Annotated in this window: 18 protein-coding genes; 6 read left to right on the top strand and 12 right to left on the bottom strand. The window is 69.1% G+C overall.

What is annotated here, in order from left to right:
• Positions 1-9: 9 nt before the first annotated feature.
• The 6 genes from ACLBWX_RS21440 to ACLBWX_RS21415 form a co-directional block, all read right to left on the bottom strand.
• Complete coding sequence (locus ACLBWX_RS21440) at positions 10-819, bottom strand: IS5 family transposase (protein WP_447676942.1); 810 nt, start codon at positions 817-819, stop codon at positions 10-12.
• Positions 820-863: 44 nt separating this feature from the next.
• A complete protein-coding gene (locus ACLBWX_RS21435) occupies positions 864-3263 on the bottom strand; it encodes an AAA family ATPase (RefSeq protein ID WP_447678988.1) in 2400 nt (799 codons plus the stop codon).
• 210 nt (positions 3264-3473) lie between these two features.
• Entirely contained in the window at positions 3474-3731 is a 258-nt protein-coding gene (locus ACLBWX_RS21430) for a hypothetical protein (RefSeq protein ID WP_447678987.1), read from the bottom strand.
• A gap of 79 nt (positions 3732-3810) precedes the next feature.
• Positions 3811-4209, bottom strand: a complete 399-nt coding sequence (locus ACLBWX_RS21425) for a hypothetical protein (protein WP_447678986.1) — start codon at positions 4207-4209, stop codon at positions 3811-3813.
• A 242-nt stretch (positions 4210-4451) separates the two neighbouring features.
• The gene (locus tag ACLBWX_RS21420) at positions 4452-5711 is read right to left on the bottom strand and encodes a tyrosine-type recombinase/integrase (protein WP_447678985.1); all 1260 of its coding nucleotides are present in this window, start codon (positions 5709-5711) and stop codon (positions 4452-4454) included.
• Positions 5712-6094: 383 nt separating this feature from the next.
• The gene (locus tag ACLBWX_RS21415; protein WP_447678984.1) at positions 6095-7486 is read right to left on the bottom strand and encodes a GntP family permease; all 1392 of its coding nucleotides are present in this window, start codon (positions 7484-7486) and stop codon (positions 6095-6097) included.
• A 185-nt stretch (positions 7487-7671) separates the two neighbouring features.
• Between ACLBWX_RS21415 and ACLBWX_RS21410 the strand changes: the two genes are divergently transcribed.
• Positions 7672-8883, top strand: coding sequence for an FAD-dependent monooxygenase (locus ACLBWX_RS21410; protein WP_447678983.1), 1212 nt, complete (start codon positions 7672-7674; stop codon positions 8881-8883).
• Here the strand turns inward: ACLBWX_RS21410 and ACLBWX_RS21405 are convergent, their stop codons facing one another.
• Positions 8884-10167 carry a patatin-like phospholipase family protein gene (locus ACLBWX_RS21405; RefSeq protein ID WP_447678982.1) on the bottom strand — a complete coding sequence of 428 codons (1284 nt, stop codon included), beginning with the start codon at positions 10165-10167 and terminating at the stop codon, positions 8884-8886.
• 204 nt (positions 10168-10371) lie between these two features.
• On the opposite strand from ACLBWX_RS21405, the gene ACLBWX_RS21400 reads away from it, so the two are divergent.
• Together ACLBWX_RS21400 and hspQ are read left to right on the top strand one after the other, a co-directional pair.
• Positions 10372-11424, top strand: a complete 1053-nt coding sequence (locus ACLBWX_RS21400) for an HpcH/HpaI aldolase/citrate lyase family protein (protein ID WP_447678981.1) — start codon at positions 10372-10374, stop codon at positions 11422-11424.
• 108 nt (positions 11425-11532) lie between these two features.
• Positions 11533-11859 carry a heat shock protein HspQ gene (gene hspQ / locus ACLBWX_RS21395; protein WP_447678980.1) on the top strand — a complete coding sequence of 109 codons (327 nt, stop codon included), beginning with the start codon at positions 11533-11535 and terminating at the stop codon, positions 11857-11859.
• Positions 11860-11971: 112 nt separating this feature from the next.
• Here hspQ and ACLBWX_RS21390 read toward each other — a convergent pair whose 3' ends face one another.
• Positions 11972-12763 (bottom strand): invasion associated locus B family protein, encoded by a 792-nt coding sequence (locus ACLBWX_RS21390; RefSeq protein WP_447678979.1) that lies wholly within the window; start codon positions 12761-12763, stop codon positions 11972-11974.
• 548 nt (positions 12764-13311) lie between these two features.
• On the opposite strand from ACLBWX_RS21390, the gene ACLBWX_RS21385 reads away from it, so the two are divergent.
• Positions 13312-14622, top strand: coding sequence for an AMP-binding protein (locus ACLBWX_RS21385; protein ID WP_447678978.1), 1311 nt, complete (start codon positions 13312-13314; stop codon positions 14620-14622).
• Positions 14623-14919: 297 nt separating this feature from the next.
• Positions 14920-15264: a hypothetical protein gene (locus ACLBWX_RS21380; protein ID WP_447678989.1), complete on the top strand. Its 345-nt coding sequence runs from the start codon at positions 14920-14922 to the stop codon at positions 15262-15264.
• Between the two features lie 102 nt (positions 15265-15366).
• On the opposite strand, the gene mfd is transcribed toward ACLBWX_RS21380, so the two are convergent.
• On the bottom strand, positions 15367-18975 hold the full coding sequence (gene mfd, locus ACLBWX_RS21375) for a transcription-repair coupling factor (RefSeq protein ID WP_447678977.1): 3609 nt from the start codon (positions 18973-18975) through the stop codon (positions 15367-15369).
• Between the two features lie 1053 nt (positions 18976-20028).
• Here mfd and ACLBWX_RS21370 point away from each other — a divergent pair.
• Positions 20029-22011 (top strand): PAS domain-containing protein, encoded by a 1983-nt coding sequence (locus ACLBWX_RS21370; protein ID WP_447678976.1) that lies wholly within the window; start codon positions 20029-20031, stop codon positions 22009-22011.
• A 171-nt stretch (positions 22012-22182) separates the two neighbouring features.
• Here the strand turns inward: ACLBWX_RS21370 and ACLBWX_RS21365 are convergent, their stop codons facing one another.
• The 3 genes from ACLBWX_RS21365 to ACLBWX_RS21355 form a co-directional block, all read right to left on the bottom strand.
• Positions 22183-22533, bottom strand: coding sequence for a hypothetical protein (locus tag ACLBWX_RS21365; protein WP_447678975.1), 351 nt, complete (start codon positions 22531-22533; stop codon positions 22183-22185).
• Positions 22534-22887: 354 nt separating this feature from the next.
• On the bottom strand, positions 22888-23226 hold the full coding sequence (locus ACLBWX_RS21360) for a hypothetical protein (protein ID WP_447676050.1): 339 nt from the start codon (positions 23224-23226) through the stop codon (positions 22888-22890).
• The coding region (locus tag ACLBWX_RS21355; RefSeq protein WP_447676051.1) for an IS5 family transposase at positions 23223-23884 on the bottom strand (662 nt) is incomplete at its 5' end. The genes ACLBWX_RS21360 and ACLBWX_RS21355, both read right to left, overlap by 4 nt.

Here is a 23884-nt window from a genome sequence, read left to right as displayed (position 1 = left end):
TAGAGGCTGTTATGAACCGCCCGCCAGTTGAGCGGCCTGTTTGAGCATGAGGCAGACGAAAGCAACGATGTGGAGATCTGCGAGCGTACTGGGATAGCGCTCGTAGTCTTTGACGAGGCGGCGGAAGCGGGTTGCCCAGGCGAAGGAGCGCTCGACCACCCAGCGTCGCGGCAGAAGGACGAAGCCGCGCTTGGCCTCGGGCAGTTTGACGACCTCCAGTTCGATTCCGTGGGTGCGGGCGGCCTTGGCTGGCTTCTCGCCGGTGTAGCCTTGGTCGACATAGGCGAGATCGACGGTGTCCCCTGTGGCAGCCTGCACGGCCTTAGCCAGACGCCCCACCTGGGCGCGGTCGTCGGCATCGGCGGGGGTGACGTGCAGGGCCAGGAGGTGGCCCAGGGTGTCGACGGCCAGATGGACCTTCGAACCCTTCTTGCGCTTGGCGCCATCGTAGCCGGCCCGTTCGCCGCTCTCGGGCGTCGAGCGCAGGGTCCGGCTGTCGAAGATGGCCGCGCTCGGCTCGGGGGATCGCCCGGAGGCCAGACGCAGCAACGCCCGCAGATCGTCGCCCAGTTGCTCGAAGCAGCCTGCCGCCAACCAGCGCTGCGCCTGCTGGTAGACCGCTTCCCAGGGCGGCAGGTCGTTGGGCATCCACCGCCATGGCGCGCCCGTCTTCACGACGTAACGCAGCCCGTTGAACACCTCGCGCAGGCTGTGCTCACGCTGCCCCGCATCCTCCCGCAGCAGCGTCAGATAGGGAGCGACCAGCGCCCATTCTTCATCGGAAACGTCGGACGGGTAGGCTTTGCGTGAAGAGGTCATGCCCCTTCATCTGGAATCAAGCCGTCATAGGTCCATAACAGCCTCTAGATAATTGGCTCATCTCCAGGTGCCGATTGCTCCGCTGACAACTTGTCGGCCACGATGGCAAATCCGAAGATCGGCCTCGAGCTGGTGTCGCGGCCAACTTCCTCCTTCCTGATGGCGCCGCGGCGTTGAAGCCGTATTAGAGCTTCGTAGACCTCAGACGCGTTGAAAGGATCGAGCGCCTCAGCATCGACCTGTCTGAGCACCTTAGGTGCAAAAAACGGGCTGTTCGGCGCAAGGGACAACCGCTCGCTCTGGGCCGAGAGCAGCGCCGCGGCCACAGCGTTTTCAGCGGCATCCTCCAGCCTCGGAACTTCGGTCAGTCTAGCGCCTGCATCAATCGATCCAGGCGAATTCGTAGCGAACGCCTCGAAAGCTCCTTTCACCCATCGGATTTTCAAGCGCAGTCCGCGCGGACCATAGTTGAGCTTCTTGTTCTCGAGTTCGCGGACGTCCGTAGGCTTACCTGTTTCGCGCTTCTTGCTGTCGGGCTGAGGGTATCGAAGGAAGAGGCGTGACCGCGCAGCGTTGCTCCACGCAGAGGAGCCGGATGTCCCTTCGCCAGAGCTCTGACCGGACTGGGATGGATGGCCAAGCGCGATGACAGAGCCGCCGATGGCCTGTGCAAGCCTCCCCAGGCAGGATTTCACGAAAGCCGTGACCTGCGCGCGGTCGATTTCGGACCCGCCGTAAATGTCGGCGATCGTATCGACGATGAGGACATCGGCCTTCCATGCTACGGCATCGTCTCGAAGCTGCGTCCAGACAGGCGTCAACTTCATGTGGCCACCGCGCTCCCACGTCGCCATCAGATTGTCGTCGTGCTTGCGTGAGATGATGCGCAGGTCGACTAGGTCGGTGTAATCGATGCCGAGCGCGCGGTTGATGTCGCTCTGGCGTCGGTGCAACTCAGCTTCATCGTCCTCGCAAAGGAAGCACATGATGCGTCCCTTGCGCGTGGCCTGCCCGAGCCACGGCTGTCCGGTCGCCGCGCAGGTCGCGTACTGGTGCATGAGCAGCGTTTTGCCGATGCCGCCGTCCCCGTAGACGAGTGTCACCTCGTTCTTAGGAATTAGGCCGGGCACCTCCCACTCCCTGGTCGGAATGGCTTTCCCTTTCCAGGCTGTCGGATCAATCCAGCGCAGCGGCCCCGTGGTCATAGTGGGCGCGGCCAACTGAGCGCTCTGAGCGTCAGGGTCTTCGACGTTGAAGAACTTCCTCGGGTCTGACGGCCTCGGCTTGGTCTGAGCGCAGGCCTTTAGAACCGTCCGAGCAAGGTATGCCTCCCCCTGTTGCTCAAACTTTCCCGGCGAGTAGGCGGCGACGATGTCTGCAACCTCGGCCGGATCGACAATCCCCTGCTCGACGCAGGCCGCTGCAATCGCGAAGTCTCGCGCGGATCGGTCGGGTGCTGATTGCGCGCTGTCTAACAGCGCGCCGACGCGAGGTGCGTTCTCGCGCAGCGCCGCCAAGCGGGCGGCGAGTTCAGGCTCGAGATTTTCTGGCGTGCCGAGAACACTCCATGCGCCGGACACATCAAGCGTGCCCGACGTGGGAGCCAAGGCTGCGACCGGCGGTGCAAGCTCAACGAGTGCGGCGAGGCCGGCCCGGCTCTCAGGGGCCATGTGCAGGCATCGCGACAAGGCGCGCTGACGCCCTCGATCGCGCTTCTTCCGGTCAGGCAGGTTGAGCGTGAACGGGATCCGAAAGAGGTGCTCGACGCTCTGGACGGCATCACCACCAAAGATCTTTGCAAGCCCTCTACCCTGCGCCTCTACGGCAGACTGAACGTCCGGACTGACGGGTAAGGGTTCTGGAAAAAGCCAGATGGCCTGTATCCCACCGCCACTATCTACAATCGCCGTTGGGCGGCATGTGCTCTGCTTGGTTAGGCGGTCAGCGAGCCCAAGCAGTCGCTCTCGTTCTCGTTCAAATCCGCCAGACGCGGTTTCGACAGTTCGATCTGGGTCAATGTCCACGGGGATGCCGCGAATACGAGCAATGTCAGATTTTCCGACCCTGCCGTTTGCACCAGTCTGCTGCTGGGAGGGCACAGGCTCATTCAGTACATAGTAGAGGTTGGCCTTACCCTGTCCGGCTTCAATCCAACCCTGAAGGGGCTGCCGATCCCTCGGGAGCTCGAAGGTGGAGCCGCTGCAACTAGGCTGGTCTGGGACCATCTGCGTCACAGCGATAAGACCATTGCCGACGACAGCGCAAAGAAATTCGACTGCAGCCGCGGAGTTGGCTTCAAGCGTAGGAACCGAGACCAATCGAGGCAGTGGTGTAGTGAGTGTGTTCGAAGTCGCGGCGGCCCCGGGGGTCGAGGTCATGGCTGCAGCAAGCAGCGAACCAAGTTGCAGGGACTGCCCCGCAGCGTTTACATTGGCGTTCTGCATCTGAGGACTTTCGCCAGACGCCCGACCACAGGCGCTGGTGCCAAAGGAAAAAGAGACGCGGCGGCCTTCCCGGTGGTGCGGGTGAGCCGCCGTTTCGCGTTTGAGGGCCTCTGGCAGGGGGTAGGTCTTGGCGGGTGTGGTGGAGGGTTCACCCCGTCGACGATCGGCTTGCCGGCCGCAGCCAGCGAGTGCGGAACGCGAGCTCGGTCATCACGCCGCGGCCTGGGACGTGAGTTCGGACGTTGAGGTGACGCGACGGCTCAACTTGCTCTCGACCCAGGAGCGGCATGCGCTGGCGGTGTAGAGGGGAAACCGGCCGAACTTCTGGTACTCGGGCCCGCCTCCGTTGACAGCGAGTTTCGCAAGAGTGCTCGCGCAGCAGGAGACCCCGAAAGTCTCACGGATGAAAGCTGCCGCTTCGGCACGGCGCATCATACGCTCGCAGGTCTTGGTATCGTCGGGCTGCATCGTCTTCTCCTCACCGCGGCGCCTCGGTGAAGCGCCTGATGCGAGAAGAATTGCCGGGAATGACCGGGAACGTCAGCTTTCAATCCCGATCAATTGCGCTCAGCGCACGCCGGATCGTCGGCTGCGACACGGGTATGCCCTTGCCCGTCAGCCATTCTGCGATTTGGTGATCGCGTCGCTGAGCCGGATAGCCGGACGGGATCCCTTCCGGGAACAGTGCCGCCACGGCTTGCAGGACGGAGCGTTGCTTACGCGGAACCGACTGTTTCGCATGCAGAGGCGAGGCAGGCTTGGGCTTAGCGTCGGGCCCCGGGAAAGCGAGTGCTACGTCGTCCGCAAAAAGCTCGACTTCGCACCAGATCCGCTGACCATCACTCTCGCCAGCTAAGAAGCATTCCCGGCCGGGCGTTTGGCGCCCGCCGCAGAGCTGTAGATCCCTGGCCTCAATGGTCAGAGGCTGCCGGTCGGTCGGCAACATACCCGGTAACGCCGGGCATCCATCCGCCCGAACACTGCCTCCGATGATCTGCTCGGCCAATGGAAGCCAAGCGTCCCGGTGGAGGCTGAGATCCTCGCGCGAGCTCGCCAGGCAGGCGATTAGATCCATTGGAGTGCGAGGCTGAGCGGCGTCGGCAGGGCTGCTGAGTGCGTCGACACACTTGCGCTCCCGCGTGACTACCCATGCGAGGGCCTGCAGCAGCGTCCACCGATCGCTCGCGCTCACGCCGCCACCTCGATCGAACCGACAGCGGCGCCCTCCATCGAAGCGGCAATCGCCTCCGACACTTTGTCGGCCGCAGCGACGAGGACGGCGTCGAGGTGGTGCACATAGCGGCTGGTCATGGTGCTGCCGGCATGCCCGAGCATCGCGCCGATCGTGCTGTCGCCATAGCCGAGATCGCCGGCAGTGCTGGCGAATGAGTGGCGCAGCGTGTGGGCACTTACGCCTTGAAGGCCCGCACGCTTAGCGTAGCGCTCGATCGCATCCGGTGTTCCGGTGAAGCCGCCCTGCCCTCTTGTTGCCGGAATGACGAAGGCGCTCCTGCTTTTCTGCTCGATCGCGGCCAGCAGCCGGAGGGCGGCCGACCCTAAGGGCCTGACGGAACGGCCCTCCTTCGTATCGGCGAGGCGCAGGCACTTGCCTGCCTTGTCGACTTCCTCCCAACGGAGGCTCGAGATTTCGCGGAGCCGGCAACCCGTCAGGCACAGAAGGCGAATGCAGGTTGTCGATTGCCAGTTATCGCCTGCTGCCTCCGCGGCCAACAGCACGCGTCCGAGCGCCTGGAACTCCTCGGGAGACAGGCGCCGATCGCGCTTCCCATCCGCCGGTCGCTTTACGCCGTGCGCAGGGTTCGTGGAGATGATCCCCTCGCCGATCGCGTAGCTCAGCATGCCGCCAAGCAGTCCCACCGTGCGCGCCGCAGCGCTGGGGCCGCCGGTGATGGGGACAAGCCTGCGAGCCTTTGACACGTAGCTCTTGGCCGTCTTGCCCGTCTGCACGTCTCGGATCAGGCGCTGAACGTCCATCCGCGTGAGATCCTGCACGAGACGTGTTCCGAGCAACGGCACGATGTGGTGCTCGATGCGCCCGCGATCACAGGCGAGGGATGAGGCCTTCTTCGCCTTCCCGCCCCGCCCGAGCACTAGGCCCTTGTCGGCGTCCGCAAGGTAGTTAGCGCAGAGCTGCGCCACGGTCAGCGACTTCCGCCGGCCAGCCTTGTCCTCCGCGGGATCTTCTCCCTTGGCCACTTGGCCAAGCAGGGAGAGGGCCTCCTTCCGTGCCTGCTCTGCCGTGACGGGACCGTGAAGACCGATCGTCACGCGGCGGGTTCGTCCACCGCTGCGGTACTGAACGAGGTAGCTGCGCCGCCCTGACGCGAAGATCCGCACGCCGAAGCCGGGAAGCTCGTCGCACCACAGGAAGTAGTCGGAGGACCGGATCTCCGCCGCCTCGACTGTCCGCTTCGTCAACTTCGCCATCGCACCCCTTCCCGGATCCGCGGAAGCGCCACGGAAGCGTGCGGATGGAACGGAAGCGAATGCCGCGTCATGACCGCCAACGGATCCTGATAGCATTATTCGATTTTCGGCAAGGGGTTAGGAAAGACGAGCTACTGGACCGAACCAAGAAACACTCGGGGTAATCGTGTCCCACGATCCTGCGCCCGGATGCGGGGCTTCCGGAATTTCAGGTCCTGGCGCGCCGGCCCGTGGTGATGATGTTTCATGCCGGGCCGGCCTGGGACATCCGGCCCTTCACCGAGCTCACCCTGCGGCTCGTCGAGCCGGGGGAAACCTCGGCGCGGGCCCGATCGGACTGATCCTCACCGGGACCGGCGGATCGTGGCACTGCGCCGGCCCGGTCAGACGATGCCGGTGAGGTAGTAGACCCCGATCACCAGGAACACCGCCGCGGTCTTCAGGAGGGTGATGGCGAAGACGTCGGCATAGGCCTGCCGGTGGGTCAGGCCCGTCACCGACAGCAGGGTGATGACGGCGCCGTTATGCGGCAGGGTGTCCATGCCGCCGCTGGCCATGGCGGCGACCCGGTGCAGCACCTCCATGGGGATGTTGGCGGCCTGCGCCGCCGCGATGAAGGTGGAGGACATGGCCGCCAGCGCGATGCTCATGCCGCCGGAGGCCGAGCCGGTGATGCCGGCGAGCGCCGTCACGGTGACGGCCTCGTTGACCAGGGGGTTCGGGATCGCCGAGAGGGCGTCGCGGATGACGAGGAAGCCCGGAAGGGCGGCGATGACCGCGCCGAAGCCGTATTCGGAGGCCGTGTTCATGGCGGCCAGCAGCGAGCCCGCCACCGCGGCGCGACTGCCCTCGGCGAAGCCCTGGGAGACCGGGCGCCAGGCGAAAACCAGTACCGTGAGGATGCCGGCGAGCAGCGCCAGCTCGACCGCCCAGATCGCGGTCACGGACGAGACCGTGGTGACGATGGGTTTGTCGAGGCCGGCGAGCGCCGTCTCGGCCTTGGGACCGTAGAGGCGCGGGATCGCGGCCGTGAAGGCGAGATTCGACAGGCCGACCACGATCAGCGGCAGCAGGGCGATGGCCGGATGGGTGCGGGAGGCCTCGTCCATCACCTGCGGCTCGTTGCTGTGGCCGGTGCCGTAGCCCTCGCCCTTCCGCTTGGCCGAGGCGATGCGCCGATCGAGATAGGCGACGCCGACCACGAGGATGAAGGCCGCACCGATCAGCCCGAGCCAGGGAGCGGCCCAGGTGTTGGTGCCGAAGAAGGTGGTGGGGATGATGTTCTGGATCTGCGGCGTGCCGGGCAGCGCATCCATCGTGTAGGAGAAGGCGCCCAGCGCGATGGTGCCGGGGATCAGGCGCTTGGGGATGTCGCTGAGGCGGAAGGCTTCGGCCGCGAAGGGATAGACCGCGAACACCACCACGAAGAGCGAGACGCCCCCGTAGGTGAGCAGGTTGCACACCAGCACGATGGAGAGCACGGCCCGCCGCGCGCCCACGAGCTCGATCACCGCCGTGACGATGGAGCGGGAGAAGCCCGACATCTCGATGACCTTGCCGAACACCGCGCCGAGCAGGAACACCGGGAAGTACAGCTTCACGAAGCCGACCATCTTCTCCATGAACAGGCCGGAGAAGACCGGCAGCACCGCCGACGGATCGGTGAGCAGCACCGCCAGCAGGGCGGCCACCGGCGCGAACAGGATGACGCTGAAGCCGCGATAGGCGACGAGCATCAGGAATCCGAGCGCCAGCAGCGCGATGAACAGGCTCATGGAACGGGCATCCTTCGGCCGGCCGATGTCCGCGGCCTTGCGCCGGATGGTACAAGCCCCGCCCCTGCGGCACCATCGCGGCCTTGACCGGCGGGGTGACACGCCTCTGTAAGCGTTAGATTTCAGAGGGGACCCGCCGGCTCGGACAGCCGACGGCCCGATGCCGTGCAGGAGACCGCGAGCCCGTGGCGACACATCCTCCGAAATCCGAGGCCTTCGCGGTCGCCGTGGTGGGTGCCGGCGCGGCGGGCCTGAGCCTCGCCCTGGCGCTCGCCCGCGAGGGCGTCGCCACCGCCCTGGTCGGACGGCACGCCCCCGTGGCCGACGGGCGCACGGTGGCGCTCCTCGACGGCTCGGTGCGCTTCCTCGACGCCCTCGGGGTCTGGGCGGCGATCGCGCCCCATGCGAGCCCGCTGGCCGAACTCCACATCGTCGACGACACCGGCAGCCTGTTCCGGCCGCCCCCGGCCCGCTTCGTCGCCACCGAGATCGGCCTCGACGCCTTCGGCTGGAACGTCGAGAGCGCCCGCCTCGTCGAGGGCCTGCGCGCCGAGGCCCGGGCAGCCGCCAACCTGACCCTGTTCGAAGAGGATGCCGCGGGCTTCGCGGCCGGCGCCGACGCGGCCACGATCTCCCTGGCCGGAGGCGCCGCCCTGTCGGCCCGCCTCGTGGCCGGGGCGGACGGCGCCCGCTCGAGGCTTCGCGAGGCCGCCGGCATCCTGCCGCGCACCTGGTCCTACCCGCAGAGCGCCATCACGACGATCCTGGCGCATACGCGGCCGCACCGCGACGTCTCCACCGAGTTCCACACCCGGCAGGGGCCGTTCACCCTGGTGCCGCTGCCCGGCGGCCTTCGCTCCAGCCTCGTCTGGGTGATGGGCGAGAGCCCGGCCAAGCGTCTCTCCGCCCTCGACGACGACGGCCTCGCCCGGGCGGTCGAGCACCAGGCCCAGGCGATGCTGGGCGCGATGCGCATCGACGGGCCGCGCGGCCTCGTACCGATGCGGGGTCTGTCCGTGCCGAGCCCGGTCGCCGCTCGCCTCGCCCTGGTCGGCGAGGCCGCCCACGTCTTCCCGCCCATCGGGGCGCAGGGCCTGAACCTCGGCCTGCGCGATGCGGCCTCCCTGCGCGACACGGTGATGCGGGCGGTGGAGGACGGGCGCGACCCGGGTTCGCGCGCGGCGCTGGCCGGCTTCGCCCGCGGGCGCGACCTCGACGCGCGCTTGCGGTCGACCGCGGTCGACGCGCTCAATCGCAGCCTGCTCGCCGACCTCCTGCCGGTGGACGCCCTGCGCGGCCTCGGCCTCCTCGCCATGACGACGATCGGGCCGCTGCGCCGCATCGTCATGCGCGAGGGCGTGCTGCCCCGCCTCGGTGCCCCGAGCCTGATGCGCTGATCAGCGCCCGGCCACGCTCCGGACCGGTGGCTGGGCCGCGCCGTCCTGCACGGACTTCCGGTCGAGGGAGCCGGTGGCGATCTCGGCCGGGTCCGCCGTGCCGCCCTGGAAGGCGGTGCCGGCCCTGCCCTGGGCGACGCCGTGGTCGAACAGGGCCCTCATGTAGCCCTGGTCGAACGGCGCGGCTGAGGTCTTCCCGAAGCGTCCGTCGATCTGGGCGACCTGAAGGTCCAGGCCGGTGCGCCGGGCAAAGCCCTGGCTGAGGGCGAGGGCCGCCCGGGTCTGCGCCTTGATCGCCGCCGACATCGAGCGGCCGAGCACGCTCAGGGTGGTGCGCGACGCCATCTGGAAGTCCGGCGCCAGGCTGTTGTTGACGATGAGGTAGACCTGGTGCGTCGGCAGCGGCGCGGGGTCCGTCGCCAGGAGCATCGATTCCGGGGCGAGGTAGTACGGCGCGGTCGTACCGCCGTCGTCGTGCATTTCCTGGATGCGCTTGCCGTCTCCCGCCACCGCGTCGATCATCACCGGCGGAAACACGCCGGGCACGGCCGAGGAGGCCAGGATCACCGACCGGAACAGCGCGAGGGCCTTCGGGTCGCCGGTCTGCGCGATGGCGCCCATGTCCCACAGGACCGGACGCTCGCCGTCCACCGCCGTCGTCGCCACCAGGAGCCGGCGGCCCTTGGCGTGCTCCGCGGCCACCGCCTTCAGCAAGGCCGGGGTCACGGCCCTGTCGATCCGGCGCTTGAGCGGCCAGGTGTCGGTGAGGGCCTCGTTCGTGCCGCCGAACTCGAACACGTCGGCGGCGGAGATCTCGGTGTAGTTCTGGCGCAAGGCGGCGTCGCCGGACGCGCCGACGAAGGCGAAGGGCGCGATCATCGCGCCGGTGCTGACGCCGGTGATGACGCCGAAATCCGGCCGGGTGCCGGCTTCGCTCCAGCCGTTGAGGAGGCCGGCCGCGTAGGCGCCGTTCTCGCCGCCGCCGGAGAGTACGAGCCAGGGCCGGTTCGCGGCTGACGCTCCGTCGACGAGGGTACGAAAGGCGGTGGCATCGTCTCCGGGAATGCGCACCCCCGCGGCCATCCCGTCGGGCCGGGCCGTCGCGGCCTCTGCGGCCGTGAAGGCCAAGCGTCCGGCCTGCGTCTCGGACCGGACCGGCTTCTCGGTCGGCAGCCGACCGCGCTCGGCGGCGAATGCGCTCTGCGGAAGGCCGAAGCCGAACAGAGCCACCGCGAGCAGCGCCGGATGGCGGAATCCGGTCCGCCTGATCGATGATCCGGACATGGGTCCGTCCCTCGTATTCCGTGAGGTGCCCCCTCTATCGTCAGAACGTGAGGCGAAGATCGACGTTCCGCCGCTCGGCCTGCAGCGGTCGCATGGTAAACGGCTTGCGTGCGCCCGCGCACCTTTACGGCGGGGCCGGCCTTGTCCTAACCGCTGGTTCGGGACGCCGATCTCACAAAGAAATCTCCGGGAGCAGGAACACCCATGAAACTGCCACGCCGCTTCTTCCAGCCGCTCGCCACGGGCGCACCGGCTCCCTTCCGCGACCTCCCCGTCAAGCTGGAGCGGATGATCCATTTCGTGCCGCCTCACAACGAGAAGGTCCGGGCTCGCGTGCCGGAGCTCGCCGCCACCGTCGACGTGGTGCTCGGAAACCTCGAGGATGCGGTGCCGATCGACCAGAAGGAGGCCGCCCGCAAGGGCTTCGTGGCCATGGCCCAGGCCACCGACTTCGCCGCGTCCGGCACCGGCCTCTGGACCCGCATCAACGCCCTGAACTCCCCCTGGATTCTGGACGACCTGTTCGAGATCGTCTCCCAGGTCGGCGACAAGCTCGACGTCGTGATGGTGCCCAAGGTCGAAGGGCCGTGGGACATCCACTACATCGACCAGCTGCTCGCCCAGCTCGAGGCCCGGCACGGCGTGACGAAGCCGATCCTCGTCCACGCCATCCTCGAGACCGCCGAGGGCGTGGCCAACGTCGATGCCATCGCCTCCGCCTCGCCGCGCATGCACGGCATGAGCCTCGGCCCCGCCGACCTCGCGGCCTCCCGCGGCATGAAGACCACTCGCGTCGGCGGCGGCCATCCGGATTACCGGGTCATCGCCGACCCGACCCAGGACGGCGCCGCCCGCGCCTCCGCCCAGCAGGACCTCTGGCACTACACCATCGCCAAGATGGTCGATGCCTGCATGGCCAACGGCCTCAAGGCCTTCTACGGGCCCTTCGGCGACTTCTCCGACGGCGAGGCCTGCGAGGCCCAGTTCCGCAACGCCTTCCTGATGGGCTGCGCCGGGGCCTGGACCCTGCACCCGAATCAGGTCGCCATCGCCAAGCGGGTCTTCGCCCCCGATCCGGCCGAGGTCGCCTTCGCGGTGCGGATCGTCGAGGCGATGCCGGACGGGACCGGCGCGGTGATGCTCGACGGCAAGATGCAGGACGACGCCACCTGGAAGCAGGCCAAGGTCATCGTCGACCTCGCCAAGCTCGTCGCCGAGAAGGACCCGGAGCTGGCCAAGACCTACGGTCTCGCCTGAGCGCTTTTTCCCGTCCCCTGCGTCGTCGACGGGGCACCGCCGATGACAAGTGGCCCGGGTCCGCCTACTTTCTGTCGCATGACCGATACGATCACTGCTGATTTCGTGATGAGAACCGCCAAGTTCGGCCTCGGCGCCGTCGTGCGCCACCGCATCTATCCTTTCCGCGGCATCGTCTTCGACATCGACCCGGTGTTCGACAACACCGAGGAGTGGTGGCTGGCGATTCCCGAGGAGGTCCGGCCGCGCAAGGACCAGCCGTTCTACCACCTGCTCGCCGAGAACGCGGAGAGCGAGTACGTCGCCTACGTGTCCGAGCAGAACCTCGTGCCCGACACCTCCGGCGAGGCCCTGCGCCACACCGGCATCGCCGAGGTGTTCGAGCGCGACGCCGACGGCAGCTACCGGATGCGCGGAGCCGCCCAGGCCAACTGACGGTCCTGTCCGACCGGTCGAGAGGGTGCGAAAACGAAACGAGGCCGGGCATCGCGCCCGGCCTCGTTTCGTTCGAGGGCCGGCCGCGTGGGCGGCCGGCGGGATCACGATCTCAGGGCTTCGGCGCGGCCGGCGCACCGGCGGCCGGGGCAGCGCCGGCGGCGTTCTGCTGCTCGAGCTTCTTGCGCATGTCCTCGCTGCGCTTCTCGAGCTCGGCCTGCAGCTTCTTCTGCTGCTCCTCCAGCACCTTCGGGTCGATGGCCGGGCCGTCGAAGGCCTTGCCGAAGCCGGTGATCGGCACCGCGAAGGTGACCTCGCGCTGAGTCTGGTTCTGGACGCTGACGTTGAGGGTGGTGCCCTTCTTCATCGCGGTGATCAGCTCGGGGCCGACATTGCCGGCCTCGGCGAAGCAGCCGTTGGGGAAGCAGACCGCGAATTTGCCGGCGGTACCCTGCTGGCCGTCGACGGTGAAGCGGATGCCCGGCTGCAGCAGCAGGCCGAGGGGCAGCAGGTAGCGGACGACCCGCACTTCCTGCTTCTGGGCGGCGTTCTTCATCTCGTAGACGGCGACCGCCAGCACGGGCTGGCCCTGGTCGGAGACGAAGTCGCGGGTGGTGTAGCAGACGTCGGTGCCGCTCGCCTGGTCCTTGCCGCAGACCTTGGTCCATTCCGTCTGGGCCGGATCGGACTTCACGTTGACGATCTGCGGACCCGTCTGGGCCGCACCGGTGGGTGCGGCGGCCGGGGGCGCCGTCGGCGCGGGAGCGGTGGGGGCCGGCGCGGCCTTGCCCTTCGGCGCCTGCGCGAGAGCCGGTCCGGCAACCCCCGCCACTCCGGTAAGGCCCGCCAGGGCGAGGAACGCGGCGACGCGCAGCGGGCGCGCGGGACGGTTGGCGAAGAACATCAGCTCTGACCCCTTAAGATGACGGCGTAACGGATTCGGCTCGCGGGATGCGCCTCGAAACTGAGCGCGGATTCGCATCGAACGGTTCGGACTTCAAGGGCGCTTCGGGGCCTGGAGCGCCCGTTCGGCACTCGGCCGGGCGCATTCATCGCACCAGGCCTGCCGGACACGCACCTTCGGACCGCGATCGCTTCGAAGCCGAGATCGCCCCTGGGCCGAGATCATGACCGGACCGGGATCGCAGCGGCGCGGCGGATGAGACCCTCCGCCACCGCGCGGCAACCCGCGGACCGCGCCATCGACGGCGCAGTCCCGCCCCGACGACAGGGCGGCCTGCTTTCCCCCCGAATGCGGCGAAGACATGACACCGCGGCCGTGGCCGGGACGCGGCGCCCGTGCGGTTAAGGCGGGCTTAACCCTAAGCGTCCATGAACGGAAGGTCGCGGGAGTCAGCGCACGTGCCGGCGCAGCAAGCAGTCCATCTCCAAGCCGCCCACCTTCTGGACTCCGTCCGGGCAGGCATTCCACTGTCTCAGGCCAGCCGCCGCATGACCGGTGCGTCCGCGCCGGGTCCGGGTCGCCCGGCCCTGGTCGGGTCGGGGAGCGGGCCGGCGGGGGCCCCGGGCGAGGGCCCCGACAGCGCGCGGGTTCCACCCCGGGCGCAGCGGCTCTGCACGCTCCTCGCGGGCACGGCCCATGCCCATCCGGATCGCGTCGCCTTCGTCGACCCGCCGCACAAATCGCTCTGGAGCGGGCGGCCGGCCATCACCTGGACCTACGGAGCGGCCGCCGAGATCGTGGCCCGCCTCGCCAACGGCCTGCGCAGCTGGCGCCTGGCCCCCGGTAGCCGCATCGGACTCGCCCTCCCGGGCAGCTCCGAGAGCTTCCTCGCCTATCTGGCCGTGGAAGCCGCGGGCCACATCCCCTGCCTCCTGCCGCTCACCCTCGACGAGGAGGGCCTGCTCGCCGCCGTCCAGCAGGCCGCCCTCCCCGCCGTCATCACCCAGACGCGGTTCGGCCCCCTCGCCCTCGCCGAGCGTCTGTGCCGCGTCGCGGTGCGCTATTTCGGCCTGCGCTACCTCGCCGCCTTCGGCCCGGACGTTCCGGACGGGGTGATCAGCCTCGACGCCATGGCCCTCGATCAGGCGGGCGGCCCCTTCGCGGCCGGGCCCGGCGGCCTCATCAGCTTCGCCGAGGGCGACCCTGCGCGCCCGGTCCATCGCGGCGGCGACGCGCTGCTCGCGGCCATCGCCGTCTACCTCGTCAGCGCCCGGGTCGAGCCCGGCGACCGGATCCTCAGCCTGGTGCCGCAGAGCGACCTGCGCGGCCTCGTGACCGGTCTCGGGGCCGCCCTGGTGGCGGGGGCGGGCCTCGAGACGTTGCCGGTGTTCGAGGCCCGCAGCTTCGCCGCCGCCCTCGACCGGCCGCTGCCCACCCGCCTCGTGGTGCCCGCGGCCCTGGAGCGCAACCTCTCCGCCAGTCGGCTGCCGGCCACGCTGCACGGCGTCGTGCTCGCCCATCGCGCCCCGGGGCGCCTCGGACCGCGCAGCCTGGCGACCACGCCGCACCGCCCGGTGGTCGACGTGATCGCCTTCGACGAGACCGCCCTCCTCGCCGGTGCCCGGGAGGCCAACGACGTCGCCCTCTCGCTGACCCATCCGGAGCGCGGGCACCTGTTCTCGACCCTGATGGCCCTGCGCCGGGATCCCGACGGGCATCTCGCCTTCCGGGGCCGCGCCTGCCACGCCGAGGCGCTGCAGCGCGATATCGCGATCCCCGAGACGGTCGATGCCTGGGCGGCCTCACCCTTCGCCGCCGGCATCGAGGACGACCGCACCCTGGCCATCCGCCGGGCCTGACACGCCACGCTTCCGCCGCGCCGACAGAGGGACCGACGCGTCCGCCCCGGCGGTCGCCCGCCGCAGCGCGCACGCGCCGCCGAAGCCCGGATTGTCGATTCGCCGGAAAGGCTTGGGCGCGGGCCGCGGCATGCCGGCCTCGGGGAATGATGCGCCGCATCGTTCCGGTTCATCCTGCGCTCAGGCGGCGAACATCATGGTCGCGTTAAGAACGTGGCCGGCGAACCAACCGCCCGGATGTGTGTTGTCACACGAGTCTCTTTCCAAGGGACGAAGGATGGGCTAGCACTGATGCTCATGGGTGCGCTGCAACAAGTTCTCGTTGTCGACGATGGTCACCGCGCCATCGATCATTCGCTCGCCGCCGAGCTCGCCGAGCTCGGTTATGCCAGCGTCACCGCCTCTCTGGAGGCGGCGCATGACGTGCTCGCGGTCATCGCGCGCCCGGCCGCAATCCTTCTCCAGGCCTCGTCCCGGCGCGATCCGGCCTATGACCAGCTCTCCGAGCGCCTGGGCGAGCAGATGCGCCAGGCCGGTATCCCGGTGATCGTGGTCGACGAGGCGATGGGGCGCCGCTCCGGGACCTATGTCGACCTGCAGAGCCAGATCGGCCCCTACGTGCTCAATCAGCCGGACCTCTGAGAGGCTGGTCGAAGAGACCGCCCCAACCTCCTCATCCGTTTGCGAAAAGGGCGTGCCGGCGGCGCGCCCTTTTCCCATTTCGGCAGCTTGGCTCTTTCCGTATCAGGCCGCCTTCCTGCGGCGGGCGATCGTCGACAGGCTGCGCAGGATCGTCGTCGTCACCTTGAGACGCTCGGGGATCGTGTCGAGTTCGCGGATGAAGACGATGCTCATGTCCGGCCGCACCTTGGCGAAGGAGGCCTGCTCGGCGACGTAGGCCACGAGCCCCTGCGGGTTGGCGAAGGCCTTGTCGCGGAAATGGACGACGACGCCCTTCGGACCGGCCTCGACCTTCTCCACGTTGGTGTCGCGGCACAGGATCTTGATGGTGACGATCTTGAGGAGCTGCTCCACCTCGGGGGGAAGCGGGCCGAAGCGGTCGATCAGCTCGGCGCCGAAGCTCTCCATCTCGGCGTCGTTCTCCAGGGTCGAGAGCCGGCGGTAGAGTCCGAGGCGGACGGTGAGGTCCTCGACGTAGTCCTCCGGGATCGTGACCGGCGCGCCGAGCGCGATGGTGGGCGACCAGGCCTCCTCCACCGGCTCGTCGATGCCGGCCTTGAGGGCCGTGACCGCATCCTCCAGCATCTGCTGGTAGAGCTCGTAGCCGACCTCCTTGATGTGGCCGGACTGGGCGTCGCCCAGCAGGTTGCCGGCGCCGCGGATGTCGAGGTCGTGGGAGGCGAGCTGGAAGCCGGCGCCGAGCGTGTCGAGGGTCTGGAGCACCTGAAGGCGCTTCTCCGCCTGGACCGTGAGGGTGCGGTTGGCCGGCGTCGTGAACAGGGCGTAGGCCCGGGCCTTGGCGCGCCCGACGCGACCGCGCAGCTGGTAGAGCTGGGCCAGACCGAACATGTCGGCCCGGTGCACGATGAGCGTGTTGGCGGTGGGGATGTCGAGGCCGGATTCGACGATCGTCGTCGAGAGCAGCACGTCGAACTTGCCCTCGTAGAAGGCCGTCATCACGTCCTCGAGCTGGCCCGCCGCCATCTGGCCATGGGCCACCGCCACCTTGGTCTCGGGCATCTCCTGGTCGAGGAAGCGCTTGACCTCGGCGAGATCCTCGATGCGCGGCACGACGTAGAACGACTGGCCGCCGCGATAGCGCTCGCGCAGCAGAGCCTCGCGGACGAGGAGCGGGTCGAAGGGCGTCACGGAGGTGCGCACGGCCAGGCGGTCCACCGGCGGCGTCGCGATGATGGAGAGTTCGCGCACCCCCGTCATGGCGAGCTGCAGGGTGCGGGGGATCGGCGTCGCCGAGAGGGTCAGCACGTGCACGTCGGCCTGGAGCGCCTTGAGGCGCTCCTTGTGGGCCACGCCGAAATGCTGCTCCTCGTCGACGATGATGAGGCCGAGATCCTTGAAGGCCACGTTCTTGGCCAGGAGCGCATGGGTGCCGATGACGATGTCGACGGTGCCGGCGGTGAGCCCGTCGCGCACTCGCTTCATCTCGGTGTTCGAGACGAAGCGCGACATCTGGGCGACCTCGACGGGCAAGCCCTTGAAGCGCTCGGCGAAGGTCCGGTAGTGCTGGCGGGCGAGCAGCGTGGTGGGCACCACCACCGCCACCTGCTTGCCGCCCATCGCCCCCGCGAAGGCGGCACGCAGCGCCACCTCGGTCTTGCCGAAGCCGACATCGCCGCAGACGAGGCGGTCCATCGGGCGCCCGGCATTGAGGTCGGTGAGCACCGCGTCGATGGCGTTGGCCTGGTCCTCGGTCTCGTTGAAGGCGAAGCGGGCCGCGAACTCGTCGGTGAGCCCCTCCGGCGCGTGCAGGCGGGGCGCCTGGCGCACGAAGCGCTCGGCCGCGACCTTGATGAGCTGGCCGGCCATCTCGAGGATGCGCTTCTTCATCTTGGCCTTGCGGGCCTGCCAGGCGCCGCCCCCGAGACGGTCGAGGGCGATCTCGGCATCCTCCGAGCCGTAGCGCGTCAGGAGCTCGATGTTCTCCACGGGCAGCAGCAGCAGGCCGCCGGCATACTGGATCTCCAGGCAGTCGTGCGGCGCGCCCGCGGCCGTCACGGTCTTGAGGCCGACGAAGCGGCCGATGCCGTGGTCGGCATGGACCACGAGGTCGCCGGGCTGGAGGGCTTGCACCTCCAGGATGATGTCCTGCGGGCGCTTGGCCTTGCGCTTCTGGCGCACCAGCCGGTCGCCGAGGATGTCGCCCTCCGAGATCACCGCGAGCCGGTCGACGACGAAGCCGGATTCGAGACCCCAGACCGCCACCGCCACGTCGGTGCCGCGCTTCAGGGCGTTCACCGCCGTCAGGGTGTTGATGGCCACGGGCTTCCTGAGCCCGTGGTCGGCCAGCACCGCGCAGAGCCGGTCGCGCGAGCCGTCGGACCAGGAGCCCAGGATCACGTGATGCCCGGACCCTTGCAGGTCCTTCACGTGGGCGACGGCCGCGTCGAAGACGCTGGCGGATTCGTCGGCGCGCTCGGCCGCGAAGGTGCGGCCCTGCCGGCCCTCGCAATCGATCGTCGCCCGATCCGGATTCTCGGGCATCGAGAACGGCGAGAGCCGGGCGACCGAGGCCGCCGCGACCCGGTCGCGCCACTCGTTGGGGGTGAGGTAGAGGGCGGAGGGTTTCAGCGGCTTGTAGGGCGCGACCCCGGGGGACGGCGCCTTCATCGCCTCGGCGCGGGCGTCGTAATAGTCGCGGATCAGGGTCAGGCGCTCGGTCGCCGCCTCGTCCACCTGCGCGTCGAACACCATCGGCACGCCGGCCACGTAGTCGAACAGCGTGTCGAGGTGATCGTAGAACAGCGGCATCCAGTGCTCGAGGCCGGCATAGCGCCGGCCCTCGCTGATCGTCTCGTAGAGCCGGTCGTCGCGGTTGGCCGCGCCGAAGGCCGAGAGGTAGCCCTGGCGGAAGCGCCGGATCGTCTCCGTGGTGAGCTGCACCTCGCTCATCGGCACGAGGTCCAGCGAGCGCAACTGCCCGATGGTGCGCTGGGTCTCGGGGTCGAAGGCGCGGATCGATTCCAGGGTGTCGCCGAAGAAGTCGAGGCGGATCGGGTTCGGCAGGCCGGGCGGCGACAGGTCGAGGATGCCGCCGCGCACGGCGTACTCGCCCGTGTCCCGCACGGTGCCCGTGCGCAGGAAGCCGTTGGCCTCGACCCAGGCCGTCACCGTGTCCATCGGCACCACGTTGCCGATCGCCGCCGAGAAGGTCTCGATCGCGATCTTCGCCCGGGGCGGCACCCGCTGGATCAAGGCGTTGACGGTGGTGCAGAGGATGCGCGGCTGCTCCTCGGAGGAGCGCGAGCGCGACAGGCGCGACAGGGCCGTCATGCGCTGGGCCGCGATGGCCCCGTTGGGCGAGACCCGGTCGTAGGGCTGGCAATCCCAGGCCGGCACGCTCATCGCCTCGATCTCGGGGGCGACGAACTTGAGGGCGCCGACGAAGGCGGCCGAGCGGCCGGAATCCCGGGCGACATGCACCAGCACCGCCGGCCCCTCGACGTCGCGGCTGAGCGCCCGGGCGAGGTCCGCCACGACCACCGCGTCGAACCCCTCCGGCACGTTGGCGAGCGTCGGGCTGTCGCCGCGCTTCAGCGCCTCCAGGGCACGGGCCAGCGCGCCGGATTTCGGCAGGGCGAAGCGCGCCGTCTGGGGTTTCGCCGCGGGCGCGGGGGCTTTGGGTTGGGGCGCTCTGGTCTCGGATTTGGCCATCGGGTCGGGGTTTTGCACTCGTGCTGCGCCGGTCGGACCCTGACGGTCCCGTCCGGCTTCGTTCGTCTGAAGGATCGCCCCGGGCGCGGACCGGGCGGACTCGAATCGCGGGACCGGAGCGTATGTAACCGCGCGCCCGGTCCTGACCAGACCCGCGCGGCACCGTACCGGCGTTAGCGCACCCCGGCGCGTTGATCCAGCGCAGCGCGGGTGCGCCTCCCCCCGCCCCCGCCGGGGCGGGAGGGACGCATCCACGCGGCTTCACCCCCGCGCGCGGTTCCGCGCCGGGGGCATGGCTGAAGAGAAACACGCCGGACGGGGACGCGGGACGCCGCGGAACCCATGGACTGCGCTTCGAGATGTGCCGGTTCCCCGGCGTCCCGGGCTCCGGCGTCGCCGCCGGGGCCGTTGGCGTCGCGGTGTCTCCGACGGGTCTCGCGCTGGCGCTAAGTTCGGCGGGTTCTGGGGAGACCCCGCACGCTTCGGAGCGAGCCTTCGTCGCACGCCGCCTCGTCATGGGCGGCGCCGCAGCTTCTTCCCGCTGCCCCAGCGACGGGTCGGACGGCGAGGGCATTTCCTCCCCCGGCGCGCCGCCCTGTGCCGAGCCGGCGGTCATAGCGAGCCGTCGCCCGAGGCGGCAGCGACCGAAGCCACCGACGCGGGCACCGCCCCGCCGCCCTTCAGCCCGCCCGGTCGGTCTCCGGTCAGGCTCCCGATTCGTCCGGGCGGCAGGTCGGGGGATAGAGACACGAATTAGGAATATTGTCAAGTGTCTTCGACGATCCCGGACGTGTCGGCCCGGCCTCCACCGCCGGGGCCGGCGTTCGTCGGGGCGGGCTCAGCCGTCGGCACACGGCACGCAACAACATGGATTAATCTCGGTGTCTGTACACGAAGTCTTTATCTGGAGGAGCCTCGTCTTGCCGAAGGAGCCTCGTCTTGCCGAAGATGGAAAAAAACCAGGGACTCGCCTTAAAGGTGTTTCGGTTTTGCTTAATCGAAAGCGACTAGGACGATCGAGGATGCGAGTTGCGCATCGTTAGGAACATATCCGTGCCGTTCTTCGACACCGATCTACGCGCGTTGATGGCCGCGATCGACAGGTCCAGGGCCCGGATCGAATTCACGCCCGACGGCACGGTGCTGACCGCCAACGGCCTCTTCCTCGACCTGATGGGCTACACCCTCGCCGAGGTGAGGGGGCAGTCCCACACGCGCTTCGTCGCCCCGGCGGAGCAGGACAGCGCGGCCTATCGCGCGTTCTGGGACGCCCTGCGCCGCGGCGAGCCGCAGACGCGGGCGTTCAAGCGGTTCGCGAAGGATGGCCGCGAGGTCTGGATCCAGGCCACCTACAACCCCGTCCGCGACCGCGCCGGTCGCGTGACCCGGGTGGTCAAGCTCGCGAGCGACGTCACCGCGGAGGTCCTGCGCAGCATCGACCACGACGGGCAGCTCGAAGCCCTGCAGCGCTCCCAGGCCGTCATCGAATTCGCCCTCGACGGCACGATCCTGGAGGCCAACGCCAATTTCCTGGCCGCGGTGGGCTACGCCCGCGACGAGGTCCAGGGGCGCCATCACGGCCTGTTCGTGGACCCGGCCGAACGCGCGGGGGCCGCGTACCAGGCGTTCTGGGCCGACCTCGCCCGCGGCGAGTTCCGCGCGGGCGAGTTCAAGCGCATCGCCAAGGGCGGCCGGGAGATCTGGATCCAGGCCACCTACAACCCGATCCGGAACCGGGACGGGGTTCCGATCAAGGTGGTCAAGTTCGCCACCGACGTCACCGCGCAGAAGCTGCTGGTCGCGGACGCGATGGCGCAGCTGGCGGCCGTCAACCGGTCGCAGGCGGTGATCGAGTTCGCCCCCGACGCGACGGTCCTCGATGCCAATGCCAATTTCCTGACGGCGCTCGGCTACGGGATCGAGGAGATCCGGGGCCGGCCGCACGCCCTGTTCGTCGGGCCCGGCTACGCGCAGACGGCGGACTACGCGGCCTTCTGGGACCGCCTGCGCGCCGGGCATTTCGCGTCCGGCATGTTCCAGCGCTTCGGCAAGGGCGGCCGGCCCGTCTGGATCCAGGCGAGCTACAACCCGATCTTCGATCCCGCCGGCCGCCTGACCAAGATCGTCAAGTACGCCAGCGACGTCACCGCCAACATGGAGGCGCGCTCCGTCGCGGTCGCGGCCGCCGAACACACCCTCGACAACGTCCAGGCGGTCACGGATGCGGCCGACGCCATGAACGCCTCCGCCCTGGAGATCTCCCGCAGCATGGCCCAGTCCAAGACCGTCGTGGACGACATCCACGGCCGGGCCGGGGAAGCGGATGCCGCCACCGAGCGGCTGCGTGGCGCGGCCCAGTCGATGAGCGGCGTCGCCACGATGATCACGGACATCGCCCAGCAGATCAATCTCCTGGCGCTGAACGCGACGATCGAGGCGGCCCGGGCCGGAGAGGCCGGGCGCGGCTTCGCGGTCGTGGCGACCGAGGTGAAGAACCTGGCCGGTCAGGCGGCGGCCGCCACGAACCGGATCAGCGGCGAGATCGCCGGCATGCAGGCGGTCTCCGCCGAGGTCGCCACCACCCTGGCGACGATCACGGCGGCGATCGGCACGATCAGCCGGCATGTCGATGGGGTCACCGCCTCGATGGAGGGGCAGGCGCAGGCCACGGCCGCGATCCTGACCAGCATGCAGCGGGCGGCCGATGGCGTGTCGAGCATCAGCACGGGGTTGGACGACTGGACCATCGGCATGGAGGAGCGGCGCACCGCGCGACGGGCGCGCGTCCTGCTGCGCGCCGCGATCCGCCTGCCCGGCGGCGAACGGATCGCCTGCTCCATCCGCGACCTGTCGGAGGGCGGCGCGCGGCTGCATCTCGGGCAGGCCGCCCCGGTGCCGGACCGGTTCGCGATCGTCATCGAGGCGGATGGGCGCCGCTTCGACTGCGCCGTGCGGCACCGGTCCGGCCCGAATCTGAACGTGCAGTTCCTGTCCTCGGCCGAGGGACGATCGGCGGTGCACGCCGCCGGGCGTTGACCGAACGGCCCCGGCCGGCCGCCCGGGGCCGCCGGCCGCTCATGCGCGGTCTCGGAGGGCCCGACCCACAGGTCCGTCGCACAGAGGTCCGTCGCACCGGGATCCGGGGGGCGGGCGCCGCCGCGCCGCGCGGGCGCACCCCGATCGGGTCGGGCTCACCGCGCTCCGGGATCAGTCGACATGCACGGCGAGCGACATCTTCGGGTGCACGCCGCACAGAACCAGGAAGTCGCCCCGCTGCGAGAACACCATCGTGGTGCGGCTGCCGGGCGCCTGGTCGCCGAAGTCGCGGCGGACGCCGTCCGCCTCGATGTAGGCGTGGTGGACGGCCGTCGCCTCTTCGTTGGACAGCACGATGGATCCGCCGGCCTGGAGGGTGACGGCCCGGAAGCCGAATTGCCTGGCTTTCTGGATGACGATGCCGGCGACGGTCGAGGCGTTGGCGTAGGCCTGGAGGCACCCGAGACAGCAGGCCAGCCCTGCCGCAGACGCGAAGACGCGCCGCTTGATCGAAGATCCCATGGGATAGGCCTGCGCTGTGCTTTTTGCTTTATGTTCTGCCGCCAGTAGTAGAGCGGGAAGGTTTCGAAAGCATTTCGGCCTCGAGCTCAAGGAGAATTCGGAAAGATCTGGTTGACGCAGCATGAAGCGTCTCGGCCGCTTTTTTGCGGCGCCGGTCACGTCTGAGGAACGACGATCGTCCCCCGGTGATCGACGGCGAGCCGATGCGCTTCCCGGCCGGCCGGCGCGCCCTTTGTCTTTTGCGGTCTCCCGAGGCCCGACGGTCACCGTCCGGGTCGGCATCACGCCGCCGGCCGGACGCTTCCGACCCGACCCGACCCGCCCTGCCCTGGGCCGTCGGCGTCGCGCGTCCGCCTAGCAGGGTGTTGAAGAAGTCGGCCAACGGCAGGCGATGAAGGGGATTTCGTCGCCGCGGTGGACGCGGATTTCGCCGCGAAGCGAGCCGTCGGCCTGGACCTCGGCCGATCCCGAGCCGCAGACCGCGTCCATCTCGTCATTGCCATTCCAGTCGAACGCGATGGCGGCGCGTGCACTCCCGCGGGTGGCTCCGCCAGCGAAAGCTCCGGTGACACACCCGAAGGCGAACGCACCGCGGCCGTCCTCGAAGAGGATGTAGGCTGGCTCGACCATATCGGCGTAGTCGTCCTCGTAGCCGGGCAGCTCGACGATCCGGCACTTGCCCAGGACGCTCACACCGGAGCTCCGAGCAGCTTTGGCAGGCGGACGAGGTTGTAGGCCGCAGCCGTCAAGGCGAAGGCCCATCCGACCTTGTCGCGGCCTTTGAAGCGGGCCTTGCGCAGGCCGCCGACGGTCTTGATCCAGCCAAAGCCCTCCTCGATGCGTTTGCGGATCTTCTGGCTCCGACCGTAGCCGGCGTGGCGGGTGGTTCGTCCGTCGATGGAGGAGCGGCGGCCGTTGGTGTTCCGGGCCACGTGCGCGCGCACGTTCATCGACCTGAGCTCGTTGACGAAGTCCTCGGCGTCATAGGCCTTGTCGGCACCCACCGAGATCGCCTTGGGCCGATCCGCCCTTGGCTCGATCATCGACAAGGCCGCGATCCGCTCGGCGTGACCGTTCGCCAAGGTCAGGCGGGTGTCCACGATCAGGCCGGAGCGGTTCTCCATCAGGGTATGGCCGATGAAGCAGAGCTTGGCCTCCATCCCCGGACCCTTGCGGTAGAGGCGGGCTTCTCGGTCCGTGGTGCTTTCGTGGGTCTCGTTCGAGCGCGCCTGCCCCCTGAAGTCGACCTCGACGTTGCGCCCGCCGGCGGACGGCGGCGGCGGATCTTTCCCTTGATCGTTGCCGCCCTGATCCTTGGGCTTGAAGCTCTTGATCGACGCCCAGGCCTCGA

Source organism: Methylobacterium sp. M6A4_1b, from assembly GCF_053345175.1.
Note: the sequence above shows the minus strand (reverse complement) of the source record. Positions and strands in the feature narration are given on the sequence as shown.